At 39.6% G+C, this 26,340-nt stretch carries 27 protein-coding genes; 22 read left to right on the top strand and 5 right to left on the bottom strand.

The annotated features are described in order from the left end of the window. Nucleotides 1-73 precede the first annotated feature (73 nt). The gene (locus ACNSN3_RS08580; RefSeq protein WP_418607033.1) at nt 74-2,443 is read right to left on the bottom strand and encodes an EAL domain-containing protein; all 2,370 of its coding nucleotides are present in this window, start codon (nt 2,441-2,443) and stop codon (nt 74-76) included. 206 nt (nt 2,444-2,649) lie between these two features. Here ACNSN3_RS08580 and pyrC point away from each other — a divergent pair, with 206 nt between their 5' ends. The 9 genes from pyrC (at nt 2,650) to ACNSN3_RS08535 (ending at nt 11,407) form a co-directional block, all read left to right on the top strand. Beyond that, nucleotides 2,650-3,690: a dihydroorotase gene (gene pyrC, locus ACNSN3_RS08575; RefSeq protein ID WP_041708796.1), complete on the top strand. Its 1,041-nt coding sequence runs from the start codon at nt 2,650-2,652 to the stop codon at nt 3,688-3,690. A 410-nt stretch (nt 3,691-4,100) separates the two neighbouring features. Beyond that, nucleotides 4,101-4,304, top strand: a complete 204-nt coding sequence (locus ACNSN3_RS08570; RefSeq protein ID WP_004588138.1) for a cold-shock protein — start codon at nt 4,101-4,103, stop codon at nt 4,302-4,304. A 1,028-nt stretch (nt 4,305-5,332) separates the two neighbouring features. Further along, nucleotides 5,333-6,103 (top strand): DUF3450 domain-containing protein, encoded by a 771-nt coding sequence (locus tag ACNSN3_RS08565; protein ID WP_013465204.1) that lies wholly within the window; start codon nt 5,333-5,335, stop codon nt 6,101-6,103. Between the two features lie 6 nt (nt 6,104-6,109). Further along, nucleotides 6,110-7,474 (top strand): MotA/TolQ/ExbB proton channel family protein, encoded by a 1,365-nt coding sequence (locus tag ACNSN3_RS08560; protein WP_028835053.1) that lies wholly within the window; start codon nt 6,110-6,112, stop codon nt 7,472-7,474. Next, entirely contained in the window at nt 7,474-7,998 is a 525-nt protein-coding gene (locus tag ACNSN3_RS08555; protein WP_010388565.1) for a MotA/TolQ/ExbB proton channel family protein, read from the top strand. Before ACNSN3_RS08560 ends, ACNSN3_RS08555 begins: the two co-directional genes overlap by 1 nt. A gap of 14 nt (nt 7,999-8,012) precedes the next feature. Then, nucleotides 8,013-8,417 (top strand): ExbD/TolR family protein, encoded by a 405-nt coding sequence (locus ACNSN3_RS08550; protein WP_006792384.1) that lies wholly within the window; start codon nt 8,013-8,015, stop codon nt 8,415-8,417. After that, nucleotides 8,417-9,031 (top strand): energy transducer TonB, encoded by a 615-nt coding sequence (locus ACNSN3_RS08545; protein ID WP_010388569.1) that lies wholly within the window; start codon nt 8,417-8,419, stop codon nt 9,029-9,031. Before ACNSN3_RS08550 ends, ACNSN3_RS08545 begins: the two co-directional genes overlap by 1 nt. Nucleotides 9,032-9,042: 11 nt before the next feature. Further along, complete coding sequence (locus ACNSN3_RS08540) at nt 9,043-10,302, top strand: tetratricopeptide repeat protein (RefSeq protein ID WP_054201124.1); 1,260 nt, start codon at nt 9,043-9,045, stop codon at nt 10,300-10,302. A 61-nt stretch (nt 10,303-10,363) separates the two neighbouring features. Further along, nucleotides 10,364-11,407, top strand: coding sequence for a hypothetical protein (locus ACNSN3_RS08535; protein ID WP_418607028.1), 1,044 nt, complete (start codon nt 10,364-10,366; stop codon nt 11,405-11,407). Nucleotides 11,408-11,421: 14 nt separating this feature from the next. Here the strand turns inward: ACNSN3_RS08535 and ACNSN3_RS08530 are convergent, their stop codons facing one another. Together ACNSN3_RS08530 and ACNSN3_RS08525 are read right to left on the bottom strand one after the other, a co-directional pair. Continuing rightward, entirely contained in the window at nt 11,422-11,748 is a 327-nt protein-coding gene (locus ACNSN3_RS08530; protein ID WP_418607026.1) for a TraR/DksA family transcriptional regulator, read from the bottom strand. Nucleotides 11,749-11,807: 59 nt separating this feature from the next. Continuing rightward, nucleotides 11,808-12,788 (bottom strand): tRNA-dihydrouridine synthase, encoded by a 981-nt coding sequence (locus ACNSN3_RS08525; RefSeq protein ID WP_418607024.1) that lies wholly within the window; start codon nt 12,786-12,788, stop codon nt 11,808-11,810. Nucleotides 12,789-12,978: 190 nt separating this feature from the next. Here ACNSN3_RS08525 and ACNSN3_RS08520 point away from each other — a divergent pair, with 190 nt between their 5' ends. The 11 genes from ACNSN3_RS08520 to adk all read left to right on the top strand — a co-directional run bounded on the left by ACNSN3_RS08520 (nt 12,979) and on the right by adk (nt 23,264). Next, nucleotides 12,979-13,467, top strand: a complete 489-nt coding sequence (locus tag ACNSN3_RS08520; RefSeq protein ID WP_418607023.1) for a hypothetical protein — start codon at nt 12,979-12,981, stop codon at nt 13,465-13,467. Between the two features lie 64 nt (nt 13,468-13,531). Continuing rightward, complete coding sequence (locus ACNSN3_RS08515; protein WP_418607022.1) at nt 13,532-14,389, top strand: DUF692 domain-containing protein; 858 nt, start codon at nt 13,532-13,534, stop codon at nt 14,387-14,389. 54 nt (nt 14,390-14,443) lie between these two features. Then, nucleotides 14,444-15,196: a DNA-binding domain-containing protein gene (locus ACNSN3_RS08510; protein ID WP_418607021.1), complete on the top strand. Its 753-nt coding sequence runs from the start codon at nt 14,444-14,446 to the stop codon at nt 15,194-15,196. A gap of 72 nt (nt 15,197-15,268) precedes the next feature. Continuing rightward, entirely contained in the window at nt 15,269-15,391 is a 123-nt protein-coding gene (locus tag ACNSN3_RS08505; RefSeq protein ID WP_008109320.1) for a hypothetical protein, read from the top strand. Between the two features lie 155 nt (nt 15,392-15,546). After that, a complete protein-coding gene (apt, locus tag ACNSN3_RS08500) occupies nt 15,547-16,092 on the top strand; it encodes an adenine phosphoribosyltransferase (RefSeq protein ID WP_008109316.1) in 546 nt (181 codons plus the stop codon). 3 nt (nt 16,093-16,095) lie between these two features. Next, a complete protein-coding gene (gene dnaX, locus ACNSN3_RS08495) occupies nt 16,096-18,435 on the top strand; it encodes a DNA polymerase III subunit gamma/tau (protein WP_418607018.1) in 2,340 nt (779 codons plus the stop codon). 60 nt (nt 18,436-18,495) lie between these two features. Continuing rightward, nucleotides 18,496-18,822, top strand: coding sequence for a YbaB/EbfC family nucleoid-associated protein (locus ACNSN3_RS08490; protein ID WP_010388590.1), 327 nt, complete (start codon nt 18,496-18,498; stop codon nt 18,820-18,822). 6 nt (nt 18,823-18,828) lie between these two features. After that, nucleotides 18,829-19,437 carry a recombination mediator RecR gene (recR, locus tag ACNSN3_RS08485; protein ID WP_010388591.1) on the top strand — a complete coding sequence of 203 codons (609 nt, stop codon included), beginning with the start codon at nt 18,829-18,831 and terminating at the stop codon, nt 19,435-19,437. Between the two features lie 105 nt (nt 19,438-19,542). Next, nucleotides 19,543-20,256, top strand: coding sequence for an RluA family pseudouridine synthase (locus ACNSN3_RS08480; protein ID WP_418607016.1), 714 nt, complete (start codon nt 19,543-19,545; stop codon nt 20,254-20,256). 120 nt (nt 20,257-20,376) lie between these two features. Next, nucleotides 20,377-22,290 (top strand): molecular chaperone HtpG, encoded by a 1,914-nt coding sequence (gene htpG, locus ACNSN3_RS08475; protein ID WP_054201119.1) that lies wholly within the window; start codon nt 20,377-20,379, stop codon nt 22,288-22,290. 329 nt (nt 22,291-22,619) lie between these two features. Beyond that, the gene (gene adk / locus ACNSN3_RS08470; protein WP_008468042.1) at nt 22,620-23,264 is read left to right on the top strand and encodes an adenylate kinase; all 645 of its coding nucleotides are present in this window, start codon (nt 22,620-22,622) and stop codon (nt 23,262-23,264) included. Between the two features lie 70 nt (nt 23,265-23,334). On the opposite strand, the gene tpx is transcribed toward adk, so the two are convergent. Continuing rightward, nucleotides 23,335-23,916 (bottom strand): thiol peroxidase, encoded by a 582-nt coding sequence (gene tpx, locus ACNSN3_RS08465; RefSeq protein ID WP_055012934.1) that lies wholly within the window; start codon nt 23,914-23,916, stop codon nt 23,335-23,337. Nucleotides 23,917-24,135: 219 nt separating this feature from the next. Between tpx and ACNSN3_RS08460 the strand changes: the two genes are divergently transcribed. Both ACNSN3_RS08460 and ACNSN3_RS08455 read left to right on the top strand, forming a co-directional pair. After that, nucleotides 24,136-25,140: a response regulator gene (locus tag ACNSN3_RS08460; RefSeq protein ID WP_418607014.1), complete on the top strand. Its 1,005-nt coding sequence runs from the start codon at nt 24,136-24,138 to the stop codon at nt 25,138-25,140. Between the two features lie 6 nt (nt 25,141-25,146). Beyond that, nucleotides 25,147-26,118: a sensor domain-containing diguanylate cyclase gene (locus ACNSN3_RS08455; RefSeq protein WP_010388598.1), complete on the top strand. Its 972-nt coding sequence runs from the start codon at nt 25,147-25,149 to the stop codon at nt 26,116-26,118. A 10-nt stretch (nt 26,119-26,128) separates the two neighbouring features. On the opposite strand, the gene ACNSN3_RS08450 is transcribed toward ACNSN3_RS08455, so the two are convergent. Continuing rightward, the gene (locus ACNSN3_RS08450) at nt 26,129-26,323 is read right to left on the bottom strand and encodes a universal stress protein (RefSeq protein WP_418607012.1); all 195 of its coding nucleotides are present in this window, start codon (nt 26,321-26,323) and stop codon (nt 26,129-26,131) included. Nucleotides 26,324-26,340: the final 17 nt, after the last annotated feature.

Here is a 26,340-nt window from a genome sequence, read left to right as displayed (position 1 = left end):
TAAAGCGAGTAAGCACAGTGGTCAGTTTAATCCTAAATACTTGGTTGTAAAAAATTCCAGCTGTGCCTAGCCATTAAAGAGGGCTGTGTATTAATGCTATGGCCTCTGTTGCTGTAACAGGTTTTGATTTTAAAAAGCCTTGCCCATAATCACATTGGGTTTTTTGTAAAATAGTAAGTTGCTCAGCGGTTTCTATTCCTTCTGCAATAACAATAAGATCTAAAGAAATAGCCAAGGTTAAGATAGCATCTATTAACGGGTTAGCAGTGATTTTTAAGTTATCAATAAAGCTTTTATCAATTTTCATTACATGAATTGGCAGTTGGTGCAAGTAGCCTAGAGCAGAGTAGCCTGTGCCAAAATCATCAAGACAAAGCAACACTTTTAAAGGTGATAACCCTTGTATAATTTGCGTCGCTAATTCTAAATTTTCGATCAGTCCCGATTCAGTTATCTCAAGACACAATGAGCCCAGTGGTAGGTGGTGTTTTTTATAAATACTATGGAGCTGCTCTACAAATTCTAAACTGGCAAAGTGTCGAGACGATACATTAACCGTGACACGTAAAAAGCGATGCCCTTGTTGTTGCCACAAAGCAATATGTTGCGCTGCGAGGTCTAGTAAATGCAAATCTAAGTTAATAATTTGCCCGGTCTTTTCAGCAATTGGAATAAAGTCGTTCGGTGATATAAACCCTTTTTTTGGGTGATGCCAACGTACGAGAGCTTCAAATCCTATAACCTCGCCACTGTTAATAGTAAAGATAGGCTGAAAATACAGTTCAAATTCATTATGCTCAATACCGTGCTGTAAATCGTTTTCAAGATCTGCATGCGTTTTTAGCTTATTGCGCATCACGTTATTAAAAAATTTAACTTGGCCACGCCCTGATGATTTTGCCTCATACATAGCCGCATCTGATTGTTGCAATAATACAAATGCTTCATCGTCTACGCTGTCACTAAATGCAACGCCAATACTGGTGGAGGGCTGCAGTAAATGGCCATCAATATTAACTGGTTCAGATAGTGCCGATTTAATGCGAGTAAGGGCATCGTTTACTTGGTCACGATGACTGAGGTTTTCCATAAAAATAGCAAACTCATCGCCACCTAAGCGAGAAAAGGTATCGGTATTGCGTACCGTTTGAGTAATGAGTTTACATATAGCAATTAAAAAGTGATCACCTACTTCGTGACCTAACGAATCATTAATACTCTTAAAGCGATCAAAATCAAGGTAAAGCAGGGCATGAAAAGTGCCTTTTTGAGCGCGATTTAGGCGTAAAATCGCATGCTTCATTCTTTCAATCAGTAGCGAACGGTTTGCCAGCCCAGTTAGCTCATCGTGCAGCGCTTTGTGCTCCAGCTCTTGGCGGGCTAAATGCCTATCTATAACCATGCTTATTTGACGACTTACATAGGTTAGCAACGAGCTATCATGCTCATTGTAGTAATGTTGTTCGTCATAACTTTGTACAACAATAACGCCACTCATACGCTCATTAACTTTAAAAGGCACACCTAACCATGAATCAGCTTGTTCACCTACTAACTTAAAATGGCCTTGTGCAATATGTTCATGGTATTGCTGTTTATTAAGTAGTAATGGTCGTTCATTAATCAGCAAATAATAAGAGGCTGTCTCTTTTAGTTGATCTTTGGAAATTATTTTATGGGTATTTGTTTGTACACCGCCTTCAACGGTATAAACAAAGTCGAGCGCATCTTCTTTTTTGTCGTACAACGCAATAAAAAAGTTACTTGCAGTCAATAAGCTGTCAATAATTACATGCAGCGATTTAAAAAACGTATCTAAATTTTGTGCTTTGTAGGTTAAGTTAGCTATTTGCAGTAGGCTGCTTTCTAATTTTTGTGCATTGTTGAGCTGCATTACTGTGTCTTGCAAGCTATTAACGGTATTCACTTGATTGATTTTTGCGCTTAATAAATGAGCTACCGTAGTTAAAATCTCTAGATGCGAACTAGTAAAGTAATTTTTTATTGGGTGCTCACAGTCTATAACCCCAAGCACGCGATCTTTGTATATTAAGGGGACGCATATTTCTGATTGGGCAGGGCGTTCATCAGCTATGTAACGGCTGTCTTTATTTACATCACCAATTATTAATGCTTGCCCTGTGGATGCTGCATAGCCTGTTATGCCTTCGCTAAAGCGAATGATTTTGCGTTCAGACTGATAACTGATATGTTCGCTTTCAATACCCATAGAAGCTACTTGATTCAGCAAAGATTGGCTGTCATCTGCTAAGTAAATAACGCAGTCTACAAACCCAAGTCGATTAACAACCTGTGTAGTGACATAACTAAAAAGCGCTTCTAACGTATTCAGTTGCAATAAACTTGACGAGAACTGATTGATTATACTCAATTGATCCGTTTTAGTTTCGAGCGCTTTAGTGGTATCGATAGTGTTCGACATAAGCAGCTTTGGGAGGCCTTATAATTATTATTAAAGGTACATACGTTAACCTAATATTAACGTTTCTACAAAATAAAACGTTAAATGAGAATCATCAAGTGTAAAGTTAACTTTAAATGTAGTATCTAAGGATTATTTCTAATAAGCCCTTTACTCGAAAACACCATATGCCTATGATCAGTTAACTTAAGCATTAGGACTTTACGATGACGAGCAAAATGACAACTTTAACGATTACTAGACCCGATGATTGGCATGTGCATTTACGAGATGGGGATCAGTTAAAAGATACGGTGCGTGACATTAGCCGTTATATGGGCCGCGCGATAATTATGCCAAATTTAGTTCCGCCAGCTACGTGTACAGAAACCGCATTGTCGTACCGAGAGCGAATTATGGCTGCAAAACCTCAAGGGCAGTTTGAACCTTTAATGGTGCTTTACCTTACTGATAAAACGACGCCTGATGAAATAAAAAAAGCAAAAGCGACAGGTAAAATTTTTGCAGCTAAATTGTACCCAGCGGGTGCAACAACTAACTCGGATTCTGGTGTAACATCAGTAAAAAATATCTACCCAGTATTAAAAGCAATGCAAGAGGTTGGCATGCTTTTACTTGTCCATGGTGAAGTCACTGACTCTTCTATTGATATATTCGATCGTGAAAAAGTATTTTTAGACACTATTTTAGGCGACGTTGTCGCAGACTTTCCTGAGCTGAAAATTGTCCTTGAACACATAACAACGAAAGATGCAGTAGAATTTGTTGAAAATGCCTCGGATAATGTAGCAGCTACAATTACTGCGCATCATTTGTTATATAACCGCAACCATATGTTAGCTGGGGGGATACGCCCACATTATTACTGCTTACCTATATTGAAGCGTAACATTCATCAACAAGCGCTTATGGCGGCGGCTACAAGTGGTAGTAAAAAATTCTTTTTAGGCACGGATTCAGCCCCACATTATAAAGATAAAAAAGAAGCGGCATGTGGTTGTGCCGGTGCTTATACCGCGCATGCAGCTATTGAACTTTATGCTGAAGCCTTTGAAGAGGCAGGAGCGCTTGATAAGTTAGAAGGCTTTGCAAGCCACTTCGGTCCAGACTTTTATGGCCTTGAGCGTAATACTGACACTATTACCTTGGAGAAAGCGCCTTGGACAGTGCCAGCAAGTTATTCGCTAGGAGATTCAGAAGTAGTACCGATTAAAGCCGATAGTGTTATTGACTGGCAAGTTAAATAGTAAAAATTAAGCTAAAACCACCTAAACTAAGGTGGTTTTTTATTTTCAATTACCAAAAAAGCGGTTTGGAGGAACCCTATTTTAAATATTTATAATCTGCTTATAAAAAATACAACTTTTAGGTTGTTTATCCTTATAAAAATTAGAAACTTATAAAGAAAGTAATAAATCGATGAATCTTCAAAAATAAATCCCAATTAATAGAGCTAAAAAAATATTAATGTGTTAACCTTAATTGGCTTTGAGTTTTTGCGTATTGAATTACGGTATTGTGCTGCGTTTAAGGTTACCGGTTTGGTTATTACTTCTTCCTGTACTATCACCTCCAGTTTTTTGGGCATTGACTCAGGGAGGATATTGCCATAATTATATGGCTGAATTTTAATTATTGACTTACAGGAAAATTTAGTATGTCGGTTACTGGTAAAGTAAAATTTTTCAACGAAGCTAAAGGCTTTGGTTTCATTGAACAAGAAAATGGTCCTGACGTGTTTGTACATTTCAGCGCAATCACTGGTTCTGGTTTTCGCACTCTTAGCGAAGGTCAAGCAGTGACTTTCAGCATCAAGCAAGGTCAAAAAGGCCCAGAAGCTGAGAACGTAGAAGTAGCATAATTTATTATGTGAACCTAAGTTCATCGTGGTGAAGCACTAACCTGTTTCACCATAATTTATATACATCTACAAAACCCATTTACTCCTCTGTAACGCCATAATTCTTTTAGTAGCTATAATTCCTTTAAACCCTCATTTTATCTATATGTTTATAAACCTTCGTGCTTTGAGTATTTCATCGGCCAACTACATATTAGCTATGCCATTACGTAATAATACTTAACCATATTGAGAGGGCAGATGAGTCGATAACTGCGTTAAAAATTTCTCGTCTAGAAAAAAAATAAGTAAATTTTTTGCCTTGCTATCTACATAGTTTTCCTTTTTAAAAATAGCTCATTTAATTAAGCGAGTTGGTATTACTTAACGTTACAGTGAACCTATCAGCGTCATCACTGCAAATCTTATTGGTTAATAAAAGCTTAAAAGTGTGTAAGATTGGCATTCGTACCTATGAAAATATTAACAGTGGCCAGGGAGCTTTATATTAATTGGATGAAAAAACACAGGTGTTAATAAAAATGATTTTTTGTAATTACCTTCCCCCCCTTTGTATTGCTTTTCAATAAATCTGCACGTCATTATTATGATGCGATGAATAACCTAATAATAACGATTAGCTGTATTTTTAGTCTAAAAAGTCTTAAAAAAGCTTCAAAATTAATATTCGGGACAGAAAATTAGCTTATTTTTAATTTTTTTTCAGCAACGATTAAGTTAATTTTAAATGTTATATTTTTGTTTACATTAACGGTGGTGGTTATGGTTATTCTTACTATATAAGGGCTTTCAGAAATTGTGTTTATCACGTTAGTTATAATAATGTTAATTTTTTTGTTCGGGCCCAGTAAATATCTCACAAACAAGCTGATTTATTTATAGGTTATGCTAAACATGAAGTTGACATGACTTAATGCATTTAGCATTATTGGTAAGTTGATATCTATTAAAAGATATCAGGGTTGTCTTCCCCTTAGCGGGTTGATAATTAAATTATAAAAGTAACATTACTTAATTGGTTGGGAACTATGTCTGTTAAAATCAGAAAGAGTCTTGTAGCAACTGCGTTGGTTGGCGCTTTTGCATTTGCAAGCAGCAATGTGATTGCAGATCCTTTGAATGACGTGCAAAAAGCAGGTCAAACAATTCAAAAGGCTGCGGTTAAGTCTCAAACTAAAATTGACAATGTATATGGTCAAACTCAGGAGCTAATCGCTGAGTACCGTAGCATCGTTGATGAGACTGAACTTATGAAAGTGTACAACGATCACGTAGCACGTTTGGTCGCAGACCAAAACGCGTCTATCGCATCGTTCGATCGTCAAATCGCGACTATCGATAACACTAAACAAAACGTTGTGCCTTTGATGTATCGCATGATCGATACGCTTGAGCAATTCATCAAAGCGGACGTTCCATTTAACCTTGAAACTCGTCTTGGACGTGTTGAAAGATTACGTGAGATCATGGCATCTGCATCTGTAACAACGTCTGAGAAGTTCCGTCAGGTTCTTGAAGCGTACACTGTTGAAACAGCCTACAGCTCAGCTGTAACTGCTTCTCAAGGTACATTAGATGTTGATGGTCGTAGCATTAACGTAGATATTGGTCGTTTAGGTCGTATTACTTACGTAGCGCAATCATTCGATCTAAAACACGCTTGGGTGTGGGATAACAACACTAAACAGTGGAAAGAATTAGGTGAAGAATACCTAAAACCTGTTAAAGAAGTGATCCGTATGGCACGTAAGCAAGCGACACTAGAACTTGTTAAACTACCAATTTTTGGCGCGGAGTAATCAATAATGAAGAAACTATTTAAAGGTTTTGCTGTTGCAGCAGTACTGTCTGTTTCTGCCGGTACCGCGCTTAATGCACATGCAAATACTGACGCTTTAGATAAAATTCTTGAGCAAGTAAAGCAAGAGCGTATCTCTGAAGGAAAAATCAATAAGCAACGTGAACAAGAGTTCTTGTCAGATCGTGCTGATAAGCAAGCGTTACTTAACAAAGCGAAAAGCCAACTAGCTGCTGAAAAAGCACGTGGTGATCGTCTTAGCAAAGAATATGCACAAAACGAAAATACTTTAGCGGAAAAAGAGCAAGCTCTTCAAAACGCGCAAGGTACGTTAGGTGAAATGTTTGGTGTTGTTCGTCGTGCAGCAGCTGACGCGATTGGTTCAATTGAAGCATCTTTAGTAAGTGCTGAAAAACCAGGTCGTGCTGAAGTACTTCGTTCATTAGCAGCCGCTAAAGAACTTCCAACTGTTCGTGAATTAGAAGAGCTTTGGATTTCACTTCAAACAGAAATGACTGAATCAGCAAAAGTTTCAACGTTTGAAACTGAAGTTGCAGGTCTTGACGGTAACCCGTCTATGAAAAAAGTAACACGTATCGGTAACTTCAACTTAGTTACAGACGACGGCTACTTAATCTACTCACCAGAGACTAAATCTATCCAGCCTCTAGGTAAGCAACCTGACAGCTATATCCTTAAAGGTATTTCTGATCTAGAAGGTACTTCAGCTGATAACTACGCTGGCGTATTCGTGGATCCTACACGTGGTGCAATTTTACGTATCAACACTCAGAAAAAGTCTCTTATGGAATACTACCATCAGGGTGATACAGTTGGTTACATCATCACTGTATTACTTGCTGTAGGTCTTTTAATCTTCTTAGTACGTTTCGCTGATTTAGCGCTTACTACTTCTAAGATCAAAGGTCAGCTTAAGAACTTGTCTACACCGAATACAAATAACCCACTGGGTCGTATTCTTAAAGTGTACTCTGACAACAAAAACCAAGATGTTGAAAACCTTGAGCTTAAACTTGATGAAGCGATTCTACGTGAAACGCCACGCATCGAAGCGGGTATTAACATCATCAAGATCCTTGCTGCTATCGCACCATTACTAGGTCTACTAGGTACGGTAATCGGTATGATCCTAACGTTCCAAACAATCACATTGTTCGGTACGGGCGATCCGAAGATCATGGCTGGTAACATCTCTCTAGCACTTGTAACTACAGCGCTAGGTCTAATTGCAGCTCTACCACTTATTCTACTTCACTCTATTGTTGCAAGTCGTAGTAAGTCGGTATTACATATCCTTGATGAGCAAAGCGCGGGTATCATCGCGACTCACGCGGAGAAGGAGAAAGCCTAATGCTAGTCCTGATGGAGATATGGGAATCTATCAGGGATTTTGTTGGCACAGGCGGCCAGGTATTATACGTGGTCGCGATAGCACTCTTTCTTATGTGGGTTTTAATGATTGAGCGCTATTGGTTCCTACTTGCTGAATTTCCTCGTTTAACGAAGGAAATAGTAGCCAAGTGGGATGCCCGCCAAGACACTACGTCTTGGTACGCACACAGAATCCGTGAAGCATGGATTTCTGAAGCGTCTGAAAAATTAGATCAGCGTATGTTGTTGATTAAAACATTAGTAGCTGTATGTCCTTTAATAGGCTTACTTGGTACTGTTACGGGTATGATCGCGGTTTTTGAAACCATGGCAACCCAAGGTACAGGTAATGCACGTTTAATGGCATCAGGCATATCAATGGCAACAATCCCAACAATGGCTGGAATGGTTGCGGCACTATCTGGGGTATTCTTTAGCTCACGCCTTGAGGCAAGAGCGAGAATGGTGAAAGCCAAACTTGTAGATAGTATGCCTCATCACTAGAGAGAGAATTAAATATGGCACGTAAACAACGTTTTCGTGAAGAAGAAGAAGCAGCGGTAGATATGACGCCAATGCTTGACATCGTATTTATCATGCTTATTTTCTTTATCGTAACTACATCGTTCGTTAAAGAGGCTGGTATCGAGGTCAATAAACCAAAAGCTGCCCAAGCTACGAAGCAAAAAAATGCTAACATTTTTATTGCAATTCGCAGCGACGGTGCAATCTGGATTGATAAACAGCAAGTTGATGTTGAACGTGTTTCAGCAAAAATCGAAAGTTTATTAGCAGAACAACCTACTGATGTTGTAATTTTGCAAGCTGATAAAGAAGCAAAACACGGTACAGTGGTTAAAGTGATGGACCAGATTAAAGCGACAGGTGATAACCTGAGAATTTCAATAGCTGGAGATCAGTAATGATTCGTTTTCTGTTTTCACTGATTGCAGGTGGGGCAGTTACTTTCGGCTTGTTCTACTTCATGGCATACCTCATTTCTGGTGGGGCTGACCGTAATACGGAACAAAAAGAGCAGATCATAGTCGAAATTATGACGAATCCGCCTGAATCTAAGGTGCAGGAGAGGAAGCGTGTACCGCCTCCGCCTCCGCCACCGCCAAAGCAGCCGCCTAAACCGCAGCCGCCACAGCCGGAAAACAGCAACCCAAGTACGAGCTTGTCGTTTAATATGCCAAGCATCGATGTGGGAAGCACGGCCGGTGGACTAAGTGGTCCAGGTGCATTTGGACGAGATGGTGATGCGACACCGATCGTTCGTATTGAACCAAAATATCCAACACAAGCAGCACGTGATGGTAAAGAAGGTTGGGTTCAACTTTCATTCACAATTGATGAGTTAGGTGGTGTGATTGACGTTGATGTAATCGACGCAGATCCAAAACGTATCTTTGACCGTGAAGCTAAACGTGCATTGCGTAAGTGGAAATACCGTCCTAAGATCATTGACGGAAAACCACAAAAGCAAGTTGGTTTACAAGTTCAACTAGACTTTAAACTTAACCAAGGCAACTAAGGAGGCGAGTAATGAGAAATTTTTCTAAAGTAACTGCACTTGCAATTCTTATGTCTGTGTCAGGTGTAGCATTGACTGCACCTGTTTTAGCGGCGCCAGATTACGCGAAAATTGAAGAGCGTAAGAAAGCAAAGACTAAAATCATGGGCGAACGTACTGGTAAAAAAGTAATTAAAGCGTTTGATTTGTATAATGAAGATGATGTTGATGGCGCAATTGCTTTATTGAAAGAGTTAGATCCGTCTAACGACTTTGATAAAGCAACTGTTAATCGTTACTTAGGCAGCATGTATGCTCAAAAAGAGCAGTACAAGGTTGCCATTAAGTACATGAAAGCAGCGATTGCACCAGATGTATTAAACTTTGCCGATCAGGCTCAGGGTTTAAAAACCCTAGGTGATATGTATGCAGGTACTGAACAATACAGTGCTGCCAAGCAAGCATATTATGATTGGATGGACTTTACAGGCGAAGAAGACCCCAAAGTTTACACTCGTATTGCGCAAGCAAGTTATGAGCTTAAACAGTTTAATGAGGTTCTTGAGCCGGCAAACAAAGCAATTAAGTTAGCAAAAGAGCCTAATAAAGCTCCTTATCAACTTAAATTAGCTGCCTATTTTGAGAAAAAGCAATATCAAAATATGGTTAAAGTTGCTGAAGAAATCGTTCGTGTATGGCCTGAAGACAAAAAGTCTTGGGTAGGCTTAGGTAAGTATTATTTACAAACCGAAGACTACAAGAAAGGGCTAGCAACTATGGAAGTTGCTTACAAGAACGGTTACTTTGAAAACGAAGTTGAATACAAAGTTCTAGCTAACTTTTATTCTTTAAACGAAATTCCTTATAAAGCAGCTGTAACGCTTGAAAAGGCCGTTAAAGAAGAAAAAGTTAAACGCACTAAGCAGAATATGAGTGCAATTGCTAGTAACTACCATCGTTCGAAAGATATAGAGAAAGCTGCTAAGTACTACGAAGAAGCTGCTAAATTTGATAATGACGCTGAGCTTTACCGCAAAGCAGGTTCATTACTTTTACAATCTGAAAAATTCAGTGCTGCTGTTGTTCGTTTGAACAAAGCATTAGAGCTTGGCTCTGAAAAGAAAGGTACTATTTATTCAGATTTAGCTGAAGCGTTTTACTACCAAGGCAAGTATAAGCAAGCACATGCTGCTATTACTAAAGCTATGGACGATCCAACCACACGCAGGTTTGCAAAAGGTTGGGCTACATATATTAAAGATAAAGCCGCTCGCAACGGTGTTAAAATTTAATATTTAATGTACTCTAGTATTTTTAAAAAGCCCCACTGGGGCTTTTTTTATTGGAATTAACATGAACAAAACGCCTATTATTTCATTGCTCTTTTGCTTGCTTTTAGCATCATGCTCAAAGCCAGCTGACTTATTTTCATCTTATGAAGAGGCACAAAGCGCGTTAATATCACTTAATACGGCTTTAAGTGCACAAGAGAACTTAAACAGTACAGGGCTCAGTAATGAACAACTGCTTTTTACTGATGCATATTTAGCGCATCGCCACGCTATTTACCAGCAGTTAATGCAAATGAAGTTAACTGTTGCGCAAACTAATCAGGTAAATTATTTGGTGATTGCTGAGCGATTTCCAGAGCGTTATTTTGCATGGCCTGCACACACTGATGTGTTATCAAACATGCTTTCGATATTTAAAAATGATGCTCAGTATAAAAACATTGAGCAATGGCTGATATTTGTTCAAACACAGCTTAAAGCCGCTGAGCAAAGTAACTTAAAGCTTAATAAAATAGAGCATAATTATTTAAAGCACTATGTACAGCAAGCAATTAACAGTACAGACACACCTATTGAGCTTAATGAGTCTCTGAGTGTATTAAATAATTACTTAGCGCAGTATAAGCCAAGAGGCAGCATTGGGTTGTCTGGCCTTGCTAATGGCAGCCAGTGGTATCAAAGTAAATTAAATTATTTTGCAAATGATGTGCTTTCACCGCTTGAGTGGCTAAGTCGCATTGATAGTAAATTTAAATCAATGCAGAGTCAAAAACAGCACACAATGGTAGAAGCTTCAAATGTCTCACAGCTTACCAAATTACTTTTAACTGATTCTAAAATAATGGGTTTAGACTGGTCAACGGGTTATACGCTATTACCTCAGCGGGCTAACACTACACAATTAGAACCTGCCGATGCGCAGCTCTATATGGCTATGATGGAAACTGATCTTGGGGTGCATTATCATGCGTGGACACTATCGCAAGCGCGTTTGAATTTACTAAAACGTTTAAATATTAGTGAAGAAGATGCGAGGATATTAGTTGAGGATATTATTTTTTATCCAGGGCAATCATTTAGTTTTGCACCGCAATTACTCAATTAAATTTAAGTGCGCTACTACTTAGCGCACTTATCACACCGCTGAGCAGCAGGGTCTCTTTCTAAGCGCTGCTCTGATATTTTTTCTTCACAGTCACAGCAGTAGCCATATTGACCAATATCCATTTGGCTAATTGCTGCTTCAAGCTTGTTCATTCGTTCAATTAACGGATTATACTCATTACCTAATTGCTGAGCGGCTAAATCGAGCCATTCTTCATTAGATGTTTGGGTTAGGATGCAGAGCAAGTTTTGATGTGTAGGGTGAGTCGATTGTGACAGCAAACCTAATATCGTTGCTTTAACACTTTCAATTTCATCGTTTAGTCGTTGCTGGTGATGCATTAGCAGTATAACCCTTAAGTTAATTTGTAGTGATACTGCTATTATCTATTTAGATTTGTTTAGGTGTTATGATTTGCATCAAATTGTGGCGCTTTCGCATATTTCTTTAATACTTCAGCTACCTCATCCTTTGCTTTTAAACGACGAATTTCATCAAATAATAGCCCAGCTTGTGGATATTGGCGTTTTAAATAACCAAGCCATTGCTTTGTTCGAGATGCAAAATATTTATTATCTTTGCTAGCTGTTTGGTGCATAGATGAATGAATAATATGGTGTAAAATATTCTCCCAAGTGAGCTCGCTGTAGCTTTCGTTATTAACTTGCGCTTTAATTTTTCTTGCGAGATCAGGATGTGAAAGGGCGCCACGACCAATCATCAAATCACGGCAACCACTGCGTTTTTGGCATAAAAGAGCATCTTCTATTTGCCAAATTTCGCCATTGGCGACCACTGCAATTTGTTTATCTTTGACCAAAGGAGGGATTTTTTCCCAATAGGCGGGTGGATTGTAGCCATCGCGTTTAGTTCTTGCATGTATAGCAATGCTGTTAGCACCAGCGTTAACAACGGCATCGACAATTTCTTGGCTGTTACTATCATCATCAAAACCTAAGCGAATTTTAGCACTTACTTCATGTTCATCATCAACGGCATCCCTTACCGTTTTTATAATCGAGTACATATGTTCTGGATCTTTGAGTAATACAGCACCGCCTTTGCTTTTATTGACTGTTTTTGCTGGGCAACCAAAGTTTAAATCAACGCCATGAGAGCCTAAGCCAATTGCTTTTACAGCATTTTCTGCTAACACGTCGGCTACTTGGCCTAATAACTGAATGCGAACTGGAGTACCACTACGAGTGAGTCCCGCATTTTTAAGTTCAGGGCAATAACGGTGGAATACTTTATCTGGAAGGCAAGTATCTACAACACGGATAAATTCGGTCACACAAAGATCGAAGCCGCCTATGTCGGTAAGTAGTTGCCGCATCTTAAAGTCAACGACACCTTCCATGGGTGCTAAAATAAGTTTCATAGTGTGATTAATGTATTACTAAAAAAGGAGCGCCAGTTTACCTGTAAATCATAAATTCATAAAACGCTTATTAGCGTTCACAGAGAGTTAAATAACTTATTTGCAAAAAAAATAGAAAATTTGAAAGTTTTTAGTTTAATGCCGGTCTACTTTTATAATGATGTTCAACAAGTTTAAAAGGTAATTAAAAATGAATACAATAAAGAAAAACTCAATTGCATTAACATTAGGCGCAGTGGTTGTTGGCAGCGCAAGTATGGCGAGTACTGATGTTAAAGCTAATCCATTTGAGTTTCAACAAATGGTAGCTGGTTATCAATTAGACGCTGGTGAAGGCAAGTGCGGCGAAGGAAAATGTGGCGGCGACGCTAAAGCGAAAAAAGAAGGCAAGTGCGGCGAAGGTAAATGCGGCGGTGATGCTAAAGCGAAAAAAGAAGGCAAGTGCGGCGAAGGTAAATGCGGCGGTGATGCTAAAGCGAAAAAAGAAGGTAAGTGCGGCGAAGGTAAATGCGGCGGTGATGCTAAAGCGAAAAAAGAAGGTAAGTGCGGCGAAGGTAAATGCGGCGGTGATGCTAAGGCCAAAAAAGAAGGCAAGTGCGGCGAAGGTAAATGCGGCGGTGATGCTAAGGCTAAAAAAGAAGGCAAGTGCGGCGAAGGTAAATGTGGTGGTAGCCACTAAACTTTTCTTTTTCAGATAAGCGAGAGGGCCATTAGGCCCTTTTTATTTAATATGAGGTTTTATTATGGCTCAAAATCAAACGCCTAACTTTGGCATGGTCGGTTTAGGCTTGCGAAGAGAAATGCTAGATGAGCTTGAGCATGCTATACCAAAACAAATTGAGTTTATGGAAGTGGCCCCAGAGAACTGGTTAAAGCTAGGTGGGCGCTTTGAAAAGCAATTTAAGCAGTTAACTAATAATAATCACTTTGTTTGTCATGGTTTGTCTCTTTCTATTGGCTCACCTGAGCCGCTTGATATTGAATTTATAAAGTCGTTAAAATCTTTCTTTGATCACCACAATATTAAAGCTTATAGCGAACATTTAAGCTATTGCTCAGGTAAAGGCCATATGTATGACTTAATGCCAATTCCTTTTACTGAAGAAGCGATCAAACATGTCGTTTCTCGGGTTAAGCAGGTACAAGATATATTAGAGCGACCACTTGTGCTGGAAAATGTGTCTTATTATGGTGCCCCTGGTCAGCAGCTATCAGAGCTTGAATTTACCAATGCTATTTTAGAAGACGCAGACTGCCAGTTGCTATTAGACGTTAATAATATTTATGTGAACTCGATTAATCATGGTTATGATGCACAAGCGTTTTTAAGTGGGCTACCAACTAATAAAATTGCCTATTGTCATGTTGCAGGCCACTACAATGAGGCTGATGACCTTATTATAGATACTCATGGCGCAGATGTTATTGACCCTGTCTGGCAATTGCTCGATAGCGCATATCAGGCACATGGTGTTTTTCCCACACTGCTAGAGCGAGATTTTAATATTCCACCTATTAACGTGTTAACCAAAGAGCTGGATATAATCCATCAATTACAAGCAAAGCACCTTAAGGTGTTATCAACAGCACAAAGCGCTTAGCTGTTTGAATTTAATAAGTACTTGCTATTTTAGGGTTTTATAAGAGTCGTTATTATGAGTTTTATCGATGTGCAAAATGAGTTTATGGCCCATATTCGAGAGCCTAATAAGCAGCCGTGTCCAATCGATGTTGAAGACAGACGAATGGCCATTTACCGGGACCTGTTTTTTAATAATATTAATGGCTTTGTTTCATCGGCATTTCCAGTTTTAAAAACACTCTATAGTGATCAAGAGTGGCTATTACTGGTTCGTCAATTTTTTAGTGAGCATGATTGCCAGTCTCCTTACTTTTTAGATATTGCTGAAGAATTTATTACCTATTTAATGACAAGCTATGTACCGAAAGAGTCTGATCCGGTGTTTATGCTGGCGCTAGCCCATTATGAATGGATTGAGCTTGACGTGTCTGTAATGAAGGCTGACCCCCGTGAGCTCCCTCTAAGCACTAATAAGCTTACTCATTCTCCTTTGTATTTATCTAAAACAGCGCGTAACTTAAGCTACGACTATCCAGTGCAACATATAAGTGAAGAGTTTCAACCTCAACAGCCTTCAGAACAGCCGTATTTCTTTGTTGTTTACCGCGATGAGAGTGATGAGGTGCAATTTTTGGCCACCAATGCCATGACAGCCATGCTACTGTCTATTATTGAAAATGAAGCGGGGAGTACGTTTGAGCAGGTTTGCCAACAGGTTAGTGAAAATGCACCACAATTTAATCTTGAGCAAATAACACAAGGGGCACTGAGTACCTTAACAGCTATGGCACAGCGGCAAATTATAGTGACAAAAAATCAAGACTAAGCTCTTTATTGATTATTTCACATCGTCTATTATAGCGCCTTTATTTGTTGTGCTTAATAAAAGGTTGTACCCATGTCAGATGATAAAGACTTTAAAGACCCGTTCAATGCGGCTTACTTTTTTGCATTCTTAGCCGTATTTGCTGGAATAGGGTGTTTAAATGCCATTTTAGGTTGGATCACCAGCTTAACTTAATCAGGTTTTATTTTAAGGCTGTTGTTTTTCATCAGCCTTACATTTTTATCACTTCCCTCTCCCGACACTTTATAATTATCGCAAACTCGCAATTTACGACCACTTAAGGTTATAATCACCTGCTTTGTAATATTAATCATTGAGCAGTTAAAATTATGACTCAAGTAACACCAGCAATTATCAAAAACAGCATTACTACAATTGCTGATTATCCTAAAGCGGGCATTATGTTTCGCGATGTAACAACCCTAATGGCAAACCCTGAAGCGTTTAAAGCAACCATAGATGCATTTATTGACGCTTATAAAGACCAAGGTTTTACTAAAATTATCGGCACTGAATCACGTGGCTTTATTTTTGGTGCTCCGCTATCTTATGCTTTGGGAATTCCTTTTATCCCTGTTCGTAAACCAGGTAAATTACCGCGCGAAGTTATTCGCCAAGATTACCAACTCGAATATGGCGAAGATACACTAGAGCTTCATACTGATGCGATTGTAGCCGGTGATAAAGTCTTGTTAGTTGACGACTTGTTGGCGACCGGTGGTACAATTGAAGCAACAGCCAAGTTGGTTGCAAAATTAGGCGGTAACGCCACAGATGCTGCCTTTGTTGTATCACTTCCAGAGCTTGGTGGTGAGCAACGCATTGAGAAAATGGGCATCAATATTTTAAAATTGGTTGAATTCGAAGGCGAATAATCGATGAGTTATCAGGTTCTAGCGAGAAAATGGCGTCCTCAAACCTTTCATGAATTGGTTGGGCAGTCTCATGTAAAACAGGCGCTGGTAAACGCGCTGACTCAAAATAGACTGCATCACGCTTATTTATTCACTGGAACCCGTGGTGTTGGTAAAACCACCATTGCCCGTATTTTTGCCAAAAGCTTAAATTGTGATGAAGGTATATCTGCCACACCATGTGGTCAATGTAGTAGCTGTGTTGATATAGAGGCAGGGCGCTACATTGATTTACTCGAAATAGATGCGGCCTCACGCACTAAGGTTGAGGATACGCGTGAGATCCTCGATAACGTTCAATATGCGCCAACGCGCGGACGTTACAAAGTATATCTAATCGATGAAGTACACATGTTGTCAAAGCACAGCTTTAATGCGTTATTAAAAACGCTTGAAGAGCCGCCTGAGCATGTGAAATTTTTGCTCGCAACCACTGATCCTCAAAAATTACCAGTGACGATTTTATCTCGCTGTTTACAGTTTAATCTGAATGCATTATCGCAAGCTGAGATTAAGCAACAGCTTGAGCATGTGCTTACCCATGAGCAGCTTAACTTCGATAATGATGCGCTAAGTATTATTGCCAAAGCGGCCGATGGTAGTATGCGAGATGCATTAAGTCTGACCGATCAGGCTATTGCTCAAACAAATGGTGATATTAAAAATCAAGCTGTACAAGACATGCTTGGTTTAATGGACACCCATTACAGTCAAAGTTTACTTGCGGCATTATTAGCGCAAGATGGCACAGCCTTGATGAATGAAGTTGCTCAAGTCGCTAGCCGAAATCCAAATTACATTGCGCTGCTTGATGACTTAATTGCGCTAACGCATGTGATTCAATTGAGTCAATTAGTCCCTGAAGCAGCAGCGCTTGATAGCAATAACGCCGATTACATTGAGCATGTTGCAGCGCATACCCATGCCCAACAAATTCAAGTGTATTACCAGTTATTACTCAATGGCAAAAAAGATTTACAATGGGCACCTGAGCCTCGTTTAGGATTTGAAATGATTATGCTCAGGTTATTGGCATTTGAACCTACGCAGTTGCAAACCAATCAACCTGAACCTAGCTCACAAGCTGCGCCAGAGCAAAATAGTGCAGGGCGGGCTAATGCACTGCGTGATATTTTAAATAAAAATAAACCAGCGCAGAGTAATGCTCCTCAAATTCAGCCATTAGCAACGAATACGCAGCCAACAAAAGCCGCTGAGCCTGAGGTTTCAAAGCCTGATTATAGCCAAACACAACTTGAGCAAAGTTCGATACAAAGTCAGCCTCAAATTGTCGATACCCCTCCTGTAATAAGTGATGAACAAGCGCAGCGTCAAAGCGAAGATGATGCCTACATGCAGCACAGTGATGTAGAACAAACCATTGCCGCACAATACGATGATGTAATGAGTAGCGCGGTTGATCAAGGGTTTAACCCTGAGTTAGCAAATGCCACAAGTAACGCAGATCAGTCTGCGTCATCAATGGGTGAGCAAGAAGCGCGAGCACAGTCAGCAATAGCGCGTATTTTACGCGATAGAAACATTTCGGGTGCCGGTAAGCTTTCAAGTGCCGCTATTGAAAAGCCAACTGAAGAAAAACCAGCACCGACAAAATCCGAATTTAGTCGCCCGGTAGGCAATGAAGCACAAACTGTATCGCAGCAGCCACCCCCATGGGATAATGAGGTGAACGATGACCTGCAAAAAAAGCCTCAGCTCCCAGCACAGGGGAGCCGAGCTCAGGTAGCAAATAAGCCAGCGAGTAAAGTTGACTTTAAAGCAAAGCATCAAACGATTACTGAAAATTTAGCACCGGAGCTATTAGAGCAAATTAACCCGCAAAAACCAGCACCTGTTGTTGAACAAGAGCCTAGTATTCCCGTACCAGATGATTTTCAAAGCCCAATTAGTGAAATTAGATTTGCCCATCAACAAGACGAATGGGCCTATTTAATAAAGCGTATGGGACTTGGCGGACGTATGCGCCAGTTTGCATTGCATTCAATTTTTACCAAACAAGACAATCATTTTCATATTGAAGTGGATGAATCGCAAAAGCACTTAGATACGCCAATGTTACGTCAAAAGTTAAATGTGGCGTTATCTAGTATTTATGGACACAACGTTGAGCTTAATATTGATTTTGCTAGCGGGGTGATTGACTCACCTTATTTGATTCAACAAAAAATTGATGCAGGTCGTCACCAGCAAGCGATTGATGTGATCACCAGCGATGAAAATATAGTACAATTTCAACAGCTATTTAGCGCTGAAATTGACGAAAACAGTATTCAGGCATTGTAATTAACGACCAGTGCCCTTATTTATACTTCAGTTAATGTATTAAAAGAAAGAGAGACGATTATGTTTAAAGGTGGAATGGGTAACATGATGAAGCAAGCGCAGCAAATGCAAGAGCGCATGCAAAAAGCCCAAGAAGAAATCGCAACAATGGAAGTGGTTGGTGAAGCCGGTGCTGGTTTAGTGAAAGTAACTATGCTTGGTAACCACAATGTTCGTCGTGTTGAGCTTGATGAAAGCTTAATGGAAGATGACAAAGACATGATTGAAGATTTACTTGCAGCAGCGTGTAATGATGCTGTTCGCCGTGTTGCTGAAGAAACTCAAGAGCGCATGGGCAAAGTAACAGGCGGTATGCAATTACCACCTGGTATGAAAATGCCGTTCTAAGCAACTATGCAACTTTCAGATAGTTTAACATCGCTAATAGAAGCACTTCGTTGTCAGCCAGGTATTGGCCCGAAATCTGCTCAGCGCATTGCATTTCATTTATTAGAGCGCGACCGCAAAGGTGGCACTCAGCTTGGGAATGCGCTAACAAAAGCGATGACGGCTGTAGGGCATTGTCAGTCGTGCCGCACGTTTACCGAGCAAGCGCAATGTGATATTTGCTTAAGCACTAAGCGTCAAGACAGTGGTATTTTATGTGTGGTTGAGTCGCCTACAGATGTGTTAGCGATTGAACAAACAGGCCAATACAAAGGACTCTATTTTGTATTAATGGGACATTTGTCACCGATTGATGGTATAGGGCCTAAAGAAATTGGTCTAGACGTGCTTGAGCAAAAGCTTGCCCATGGCGGTATTAATGAAGTTATATTAGCCACTAACCCTACGGTTGAAGGTGAAACAACGGCTCATTATATTGCCCAGCTTTGTCATAAATACAAAGTGGGTGCATCGCGAATAGCTCATGGTATTCCTGTGGGTGGCGAGCTTGATTTAGTCGATGGCACAACCTTAATGCATGCATTTAGTGGCAGGCGCTTAGTCAGCCATGAATAGTTTATTTTAAGCTTAACTATTTGAACTTACTTTAAAAGCCTACATACATGCTGTAGGCTTTTTTGTTGGCTTTAATTGCAATATAAACAAAAACTTAAGGATGGTATGGCTGCAATAACCCAAAGTGCTAATGTGATTGTTGATGACTTTATCGCACCTGTTTGCCATGAACACATAAAAATTATTTATCAAGATGATGATATTTTATTGATCAATAAACCTAGCGGCTTGTTGAGCTTGTCGGGTAAAAACCCTCTTAACTGGGATTCGGTTCACTATAGGCTTGTTAATGGCCAACAAGGCGTTACCGCAGCGTTTCCTACTGCGATATTACCCCACCGTTTAGATTTAGGTACCTCCGGAGTGATGGTGGTAGCACTTAACGAGCAAGCAGCTAAAGCACTGAATCAGCAATTCCAATCCCGAAGTGTTAAAAAGCAATATCGCGCAATGCTCTTTGGATTGGTTGCTGAGCCTCAGGGAGAAATTACTGCGCCTATAGCAAAAGATAAAATGTTATTTCCGAAAGTGAAAATTTGTCACCAGAGCGGCAAACCCTCGCGCACTCAATTTAAAGTGGTTAAACGCTTTAACAAAGAGCAAAAAACTTTGGTCGATTTTACTCCTATAACTGGACGCACTCATCAACTTAGAATTCACAGTTTAATTTTTGGCCACCCTATACTAGGATGTGATTTATATAAAAATGATTGCAGTGAGCTGGATGCTCAACGATTATTATTGCATGCCAGCGATTTATTTTTTGTTCATCCATGCACTGATAAGTCAATGCACGGGCATGCCACAACGCCTTTTTAGTTGATTAAGCCCTTTAAAGTGTCTTTGAATGGGGTTTTTTATTTTTTTTACTTGAACTTCTCACGGCTCACCCCATATTAAGTGCATAACGCAGACACTTTGCAAATTGGAGATACATAAATGACTGCAGCACAAAAAGAAACATTAGGCTTTCAAACAGAAGTAAAACAACTATTAAACTTAATGATTCACTCGCTTTATTCAAATAAAGAAATCTTTTTACGCGAGCTTGTATCAAATGCATCTGACGCAGCCGATAAACTACGCTTTTTAGCCCTTTCAAACGGTGACCTTTATCAAGGTGATGCAGATTTACGCGTACGTATAAGCGCCGATAAAGACGCTAACACAGTGACCATTTCTGATAATGGTATTGGTATGACGCGTGATGAAGTGATCAGCTCATTAGGCACAATTGCTAAGTCGGGTACGGCTGAATTTTTCAAAAACTTAACGGGCGATCAAAGTAAAGATTCACAGCTTATTGGTCAATTTGGTGTTGGTTTTTATTCAGCATTTATTGTTGCTGATGAAGTGACTGTTCGTACTCGTAAAGCAGGAGAGACTACAGCGGTTGAATGGCAGTCAAAAGGTGAAGGCGAGTACACGCTACAAGAAATCGAAAAAGAAGGCCGTGGTACAGATATTATTTTACATCTTCGTGAAGAAGAAAATGAATATGCAGATGAATGGCGTCTTCGCAGTATCGTTACTAAATACTCTGATCATATTTCTACACCAGTACAAATGTACAAGGCAGAAGTACCTGAGTCTGAAGGTGAAGATGGTGAAAAAATTCCGGCTGTTCCAGGTGAGTGGGAAAGCATTAACCGTGCAACTGCATTATGGACACGTGACAAATCAGAAATCTCTGAGGACGAATACAAAGAGTTTTATAAGCATGTAAGCCACGATTGGGAAGATCCGCTTAGCTGGGGACATAATAAAGTTGAAGGTAAAACTGAATACACCAGTTTGTTATACATTCCAAAAAAAGCACCTTTTGATTTATGGAACCGTGAGCGCCAAAGTGGTTTAAAACTTTATGTTCAACGCGTGTTTATTATGGATGACGCTGAACAGTTTATGCCAAGCTACTTACGTTTTGTTAAAGGCTTATTAGACTCAAACGATTTACCACTAAACGTATCGCGTGAAATTTTACAAGACAACAAAGTTACCCAAGCTATTCGCAAGGGGTGTACGTCGCGTATTATTAAAATGCTTGAGCGTATGGCTAAAAACAAAGCCGATGATTACCAAACATTTTGGAATGAATTTGGTCAGGTAATGAAAGAAGGGCCTGCAGAAGATGCGGCCAACAAAGAAAGCATTGCTAAATTATTACGCTTTTCATCAACGCACACCGACTCAGAAACTCAAGATGTTTCACTTGAGCAATACATTGAGCGCATGAAAGATAGCCAAGATAAAATTTACTATGTGGTTGCTGACTCATTTATTGCTGCTAAAAATTCACCACACTTAGAAATCTTCCGTAAAAAAGGCATTGAAGTATTATTGCTAAGCGATCGTGTAGATGAGTGGATGATGAGCCATTTAACGGAATTTGGCGAAAAGCAATTTCAGTCAATTACCCGCGGTGATCTAGATTTAGGTAAGCTAGATGACGAAGAAACTAAAAAAGCACAAGAAGAGTCTGAAAAAGAAGTTGCAGGCTTGGTTGAGCGTATCAAAACTGCATTAGGAGATGATGTTAAAGATGTACGCTTTACTCACCGCTTAACCGACTCACCAGCGTGTGTAGTGAGTGATGACAATGACATGAGCTCGCAAATGCAAAAGCTAATGGAGTCAGTAGGTCAAGCTGTTCCAGAGGCTAAGCCTGTGTTTGAATTAAACCCAGAGCACCAACTGGTTAAGCATTTAAATGATGAACAAGACGAAGATAAGTTTGCACAGTGGTCACATGTACTACTAGACCAAGCCTTGCTTGCAGAGCGCGGTACGCTTAAAGATCCAACTGGATTTGTAACTCGCTTAAATAAACTTATGCTTGATTTAAGCAAATAAGTATAAAAATCAATGATTGAGTAAAAAGGGAACGTCTGTTCCCTTTTTTTATGCCCTGCTCGAAGGGTTCTGCCTAAGGGCGATTTACTCTTTGTTGCTTACATGGATGTAGGCAGGGGGTGAGCAGAACGCGGAAGCTTTACTCGGTTTTTACTTAGCCCAGCAGGTGACAAACCCCGCGCCGCGATTAAATTCTCCCTAGTTTGAACAAATATTAATCCGCAAAGGTCAACAGACCCTAGACAATTAGTATAAGTTACTTGAGTATCTGTAGCGCTTATGGAAGAATTCAGACTTTAAAATAAACTCTCATATTAGGGGACAATGATATGCGCATTATTCTTTTGGGCGCGCCGGGTGCAGGTAAAGGTACTCAAGCTCAGTTTTTAATGGATAGATACGGTATTCCACAAATTTCTACCGGTGATATGCTACGAGCTGCAATTAAAGAGGGCACACCACTTGGCCTAGAAGCAAAAAAAGTAATGGACGCAGGTCAGCTTATTTCTGACGATATTATTATTGGCCTTGTTAAAGAGCGTATTGCCAAGCCAGATTGTGAAAAAGGCTTCTTACTAGATGGTTTCCCACGCACAATTCCACAAGCTGATGCAATGAAAGAAAATGGCGTAGTGGTTGATCACGTTATTGAATTTGATGTTGCTGATGAAGTTATCGTTGAGCGTATGGGCGGACGTCGTGTTCATCCTGGCTCTGGCCGTGTTTACCATGTTGTTTACAATCCTCCAAAAGAGGAAGGTAAAGACAACGAAACAGGTGAAGAACTAATTATTCGTGCAGATGATACCGAAGAGACAGTTCGTAAACGCTTAGGTATTTACCATGAGCAAACAATGCCATTGGTTGACTACTACCAAGCAGAAGCTAAAGCGGGTAATACTCAGTACCATAAATTAGATGGTACCCAAGCGGTTGAAGCAGTAAGCAAGCAACTAGCTGAGCTACTAGGTTAATTTTTTAACCACACAGCAGAATAAAAAAAACCGCTTTTATAGCGGTTTTTTATTTCCTGAAATTCGACCTTTAAAGCATTTTAAGCTTTTCAATGACGCTATCATATTCAGGCTCGGTTGATAAACTACTAACTAATTGCTTATAAATAACCTTATGGCTCTTATCAAGAATAAAAACAGAGCGGGTAAGTAATCCCATATCTTTAATGATTAAGCCATACTGTTGACCAAAATCACGCCATACAGAATCAGAAAGCGTCGTTACTTTATCGATATTTTCGGCCTTACAAAAACGCTTTTGCGCAAATGGTAAATCGGCACTAATAGTGAGCATGGCCACGCCTGGAAATTGTTGGGCGACTTTTTCATTAAAGTGCTTAGTTTGTAAGCTACAAATACCGGTATCTAAGCTCGGAACAACACTAATTAATACAGCTTGGCCTTTATAATCTTCTAACGTAACAGCAGTGAAACTGTCATTAACTACTTTAAAGTTAGGGGCATCTTCACCAACTTTAAGGCCTTTCCCTAATAAGGTAACTGGCTTACCTTGTGCAGTTACTTTTCCTGCATCGAGTGTGTTTTCGGGTAAATCTGCGGCAAAACTGGCACAGCAAAATAGGCTTAATGCAAAAGCTAATGTACGACGCATGGAGTTTTTTCCTTTTAAATTAACGCAATAGTTGTGAGTGTATTATAATGTAGATAAGTAACCAAGCAGAAAAATCCACAGCTTTATTTTTGCCTAAAATTGAAAATAAGTAATACATTGATTACTATGTATGTATAAGAAATAGGTATTATTTTTTATGTATCCGTGGCTTGTTCTACACGCTTAAAATTACACCCAGTTTTAAAATAGTGAGATTGTATGTCAACATCGGTTTTAATATGTGATGATTCAAAATTAGCACGACGCCAGTTGGCTCGTTCCTTACCCGATGATTGGGATATTAAAATTGAATTTGCATGTGACGGTGTAGACTGCATAAAACAAATAAGCAAAGCCCAACCTGAAATTCTTTTCCTTGATTTAAATATGCCAGAGATGGACGGCTATGGTGTGTTGGCAGCAATGAAAGATCAGGGACTAGACGTGCTCACTGTGGTGGTATCGGGCGATATTCAACCAAGCGCACATCAACGTGTACTTGAACTTGGCGCCATAGACTTTATTCAAAAACCATGTTCCCCTGAAAAGCTCGCTGCCATTATAGAGCACCATGGCATAAGAGATAGAGCACTGCGTGAACGTTTGTCCCACACTTTAGGTGAACAAGTTGACCCTGATGTTCGTGATATATACCAAGAGCTGACTAATGTTGCTATGGGCCAAGCAGGGGATCTACTTGCACGACTGCTTAATGTATTTGTTAAGCTACCCATTCCTAATGTTAATGTTTTAGAAGTCAGTGAGCTTAATATGGCGCTAAGCTCTGTTGATACCAATGACACTACGTCGGGTATTTGCCAAGGTTTTATTGGCGGCGGGGTATCTGGTGAGGCGTTATTACTTTTAAATGATTCTAGTTTTAAAGAAATAGCCTCATTAATGAATTACGAAGGTGAATTAAACGACAGGGTTGAGTTAGAGTTGCTAATGGATGTAAGTAACATTTTAATTGGCGCTATATTAACAGGCTTATCAAAGCAGCTCGACATGACCTTTAGTCAAGGCCATCCCATTGTATTGGGCCAGCACCGTGATGTTTCTGAGCTTGTTCAGTCTAATAAGTCGCGTTGGCAACGGACACTTGCCATAGAAATTAGTTACGGTATTGAAAATCATGATATTAGTTGTGATTTAATGTTGCTCTTTACTGAAGATTCACTTAAAACTTTGAAATATAAAGTTGCTTATCTACTGGAAGATTAAATATTTATGCCAGCTGATTTAGATTTAAATGAAATCCATTGGTTAATGGACATGTTTAATACTGTTGATGTAGGCCTTGTGGTGCTTGATAGAGACTACAAGGTGTGCGTTTGGAATGGCTTTATGGAAAACCATTCTGGGCTGTTACCGAGTGCAGTAAAAGATAAAGACTTGTTTGATCTATTTCCAGCCATAGATGAAAAATGGTTTAGAAGTAAAGCAGAGTCAGTGTTTGTATTAAAAAATCGCTCATTTACTATTTGGGAACAGCAGCCTTATATTTTTCGTTTTAAAAATTATCGACCGATTACAGGTAAAGCGGATTATATGTATCAAAACGCCACGTTTATTCCACTTACGAATGTACGAGGGGAAGTAGAGCATATTTGTATTATTATCTACGATGTAACGGATATTGCAGTTAATAAAAAAGAGCTTGAAGAGTTAAACAAAAAATTAGAGCAAGTAAGCCAAACTGACAGCCTTACCCAGCTTGCAAACCGAGGACATTGGGAGCATTTGTTACATCAAGAATTTTTACGTACTAAGCGCAGTGAAGGTTGCTGCTCGTTATTAATTTTTGATATTGATCACTTTAAAAAGGTAAACGATGACTTTGGTCATAGTGCGGGAGATGAAGCACTTCGTCATATAGCGAGTTTACTTAAAACTGCATTGCGTGAAACTGATATTGCTGGGCGATACGGCGGTGAAGAGTTTGTTGTTACTTTATTAGATACCGATAAACAAGGGGCTATCGTATTTGCTGAGCGCTTACGCCAATTAATCGAAACCTCACCAGCGAAATACAAAGAGCACACTATGCATATGGCCATTAGTGTGGGTATTGCCTGCTTTGACAACGAATTTAAAGATCATGAGCGTTGGATTGAAGCTGCCGATAAAGCACTTTACCATTCAAAAGAAACCGGTCGAAATAAAGTGTCGGTATATGCTGATATAAAAAATGATGCGTAAGCATCATTTTTTAATTGGGAGGTAAAATAAGTAATTCAGTTTTGAGTAAACGCATTATTTTTTCTGCAGTATTACCAATGAGCTTAGCTTTAATCCCTACATTTCCTACAGAGCCTATAATCACTAAATCAGCATTAAGCTTAGCCGCTAAGCTTGAGATCACCTGCTCGGGTAATCCCGCTTTAATATGAAGCTTATCGCGCAAGTTATTATCAGTTATAA

The sequence above is a fragment of the Pseudoalteromonas sp. US3C1004 genome (genome assembly GCF_048401065.1).
GTDB classification, from domain to species: Bacteria; Pseudomonadota; Gammaproteobacteria; order Enterobacterales; family Alteromonadaceae; genus Pseudoalteromonas; species Pseudoalteromonas undina.
This window is presented reverse-complemented; position numbering and strand designations above follow the sequence as displayed.

What these genes read in the sequence shown, in the direction of transcription:
- ACNSN3_RS08580 (WP_418607033.1), bottom strand. Translation starts at nt 2,443, where the DNA reads ATGTCGAACACTATCGATACCACTAAAGCGCTCGAAACTAAAACGGAT.
- pyrC (WP_041708796.1), top strand. Translation starts at nt 2,650, where the DNA reads ATGACGAGCAAAATGACAACTTTAACGATTACTAGACCCGATGATTGG.
- ACNSN3_RS08570 (WP_004588138.1), top strand. Translation starts at nt 4,101, where the DNA reads ATGTCGGTTACTGGTAAAGTAAAATTTTTCAACGAAGCTAAAGGCTTT.
- ACNSN3_RS08565 (WP_013465204.1), top strand. Translation starts at nt 5,333, where the DNA reads ATGTCTGTTAAAATCAGAAAGAGTCTTGTAGCAACTGCGTTGGTTGGC.
- ACNSN3_RS08560 (WP_028835053.1), top strand. Translation starts at nt 6,110, where the DNA reads ATGAAGAAACTATTTAAAGGTTTTGCTGTTGCAGCAGTACTGTCTGTT.
- ACNSN3_RS08555 (WP_010388565.1), top strand. Translation starts at nt 7,474, where the DNA reads ATGCTAGTCCTGATGGAGATATGGGAATCTATCAGGGATTTTGTTGGC.
- ACNSN3_RS08550 (WP_006792384.1), top strand. Translation starts at nt 8,013, where the DNA reads ATGGCACGTAAACAACGTTTTCGTGAAGAAGAAGAAGCAGCGGTAGAT.
- ACNSN3_RS08545 (WP_010388569.1), top strand. Translation starts at nt 8,417, where the DNA reads ATGATTCGTTTTCTGTTTTCACTGATTGCAGGTGGGGCAGTTACTTTC.
- ACNSN3_RS08540 (WP_054201124.1), top strand. Translation starts at nt 9,043, where the DNA reads ATGAGAAATTTTTCTAAAGTAACTGCACTTGCAATTCTTATGTCTGTG.
- ACNSN3_RS08535 (WP_418607028.1), top strand. Translation starts at nt 10,364, where the DNA reads ATGAACAAAACGCCTATTATTTCATTGCTCTTTTGCTTGCTTTTAGCA.
- ACNSN3_RS08530 (WP_418607026.1), bottom strand. Translation starts at nt 11,748, where the DNA reads ATGCATCACCAGCAACGACTAAACGATGAAATTGAAAGTGTTAAAGCA.
- ACNSN3_RS08525 (WP_418607024.1), bottom strand. Translation starts at nt 12,788, where the DNA reads ATGAAACTTATTTTAGCACCCATGGAAGGTGTCGTTGACTTTAAGATG.
- ACNSN3_RS08520 (WP_418607023.1), top strand. Translation starts at nt 12,979, where the DNA reads ATGAATACAATAAAGAAAAACTCAATTGCATTAACATTAGGCGCAGTG.
- ACNSN3_RS08515 (WP_418607022.1), top strand. Translation starts at nt 13,532, where the DNA reads ATGGCTCAAAATCAAACGCCTAACTTTGGCATGGTCGGTTTAGGCTTG.
- ACNSN3_RS08510 (WP_418607021.1), top strand. Translation starts at nt 14,444, where the DNA reads ATGAGTTTTATCGATGTGCAAAATGAGTTTATGGCCCATATTCGAGAG.
- ACNSN3_RS08505 (WP_008109320.1), top strand. Translation starts at nt 15,269, where the DNA reads ATGTCAGATGATAAAGACTTTAAAGACCCGTTCAATGCGGCTTACTTT.
- apt (WP_008109316.1), top strand. Translation starts at nt 15,547, where the DNA reads ATGACTCAAGTAACACCAGCAATTATCAAAAACAGCATTACTACAATT.
- dnaX (WP_418607018.1), top strand. Translation starts at nt 16,096, where the DNA reads ATGAGTTATCAGGTTCTAGCGAGAAAATGGCGTCCTCAAACCTTTCAT.
- ACNSN3_RS08490 (WP_010388590.1), top strand. Translation starts at nt 18,496, where the DNA reads ATGTTTAAAGGTGGAATGGGTAACATGATGAAGCAAGCGCAGCAAATG.
- recR (WP_010388591.1), top strand. Translation starts at nt 18,829, where the DNA reads ATGCAACTTTCAGATAGTTTAACATCGCTAATAGAAGCACTTCGTTGT.
- ACNSN3_RS08480 (WP_418607016.1), top strand. Translation starts at nt 19,543, where the DNA reads ATGGCTGCAATAACCCAAAGTGCTAATGTGATTGTTGATGACTTTATC.
- htpG (WP_054201119.1), top strand. Translation starts at nt 20,377, where the DNA reads ATGACTGCAGCACAAAAAGAAACATTAGGCTTTCAAACAGAAGTAAAA.
- adk (WP_008468042.1), top strand. Translation starts at nt 22,620, where the DNA reads ATGCGCATTATTCTTTTGGGCGCGCCGGGTGCAGGTAAAGGTACTCAA.
- tpx (WP_055012934.1), bottom strand. Translation starts at nt 23,916, where the DNA reads ATGCGTCGTACATTAGCTTTTGCATTAAGCCTATTTTGCTGTGCCAGT.
- ACNSN3_RS08460 (WP_418607014.1), top strand. Translation starts at nt 24,136, where the DNA reads ATGTCAACATCGGTTTTAATATGTGATGATTCAAAATTAGCACGACGC.
- ACNSN3_RS08455 (WP_010388598.1), top strand. Translation starts at nt 25,147, where the DNA reads ATGCCAGCTGATTTAGATTTAAATGAAATCCATTGGTTAATGGACATG.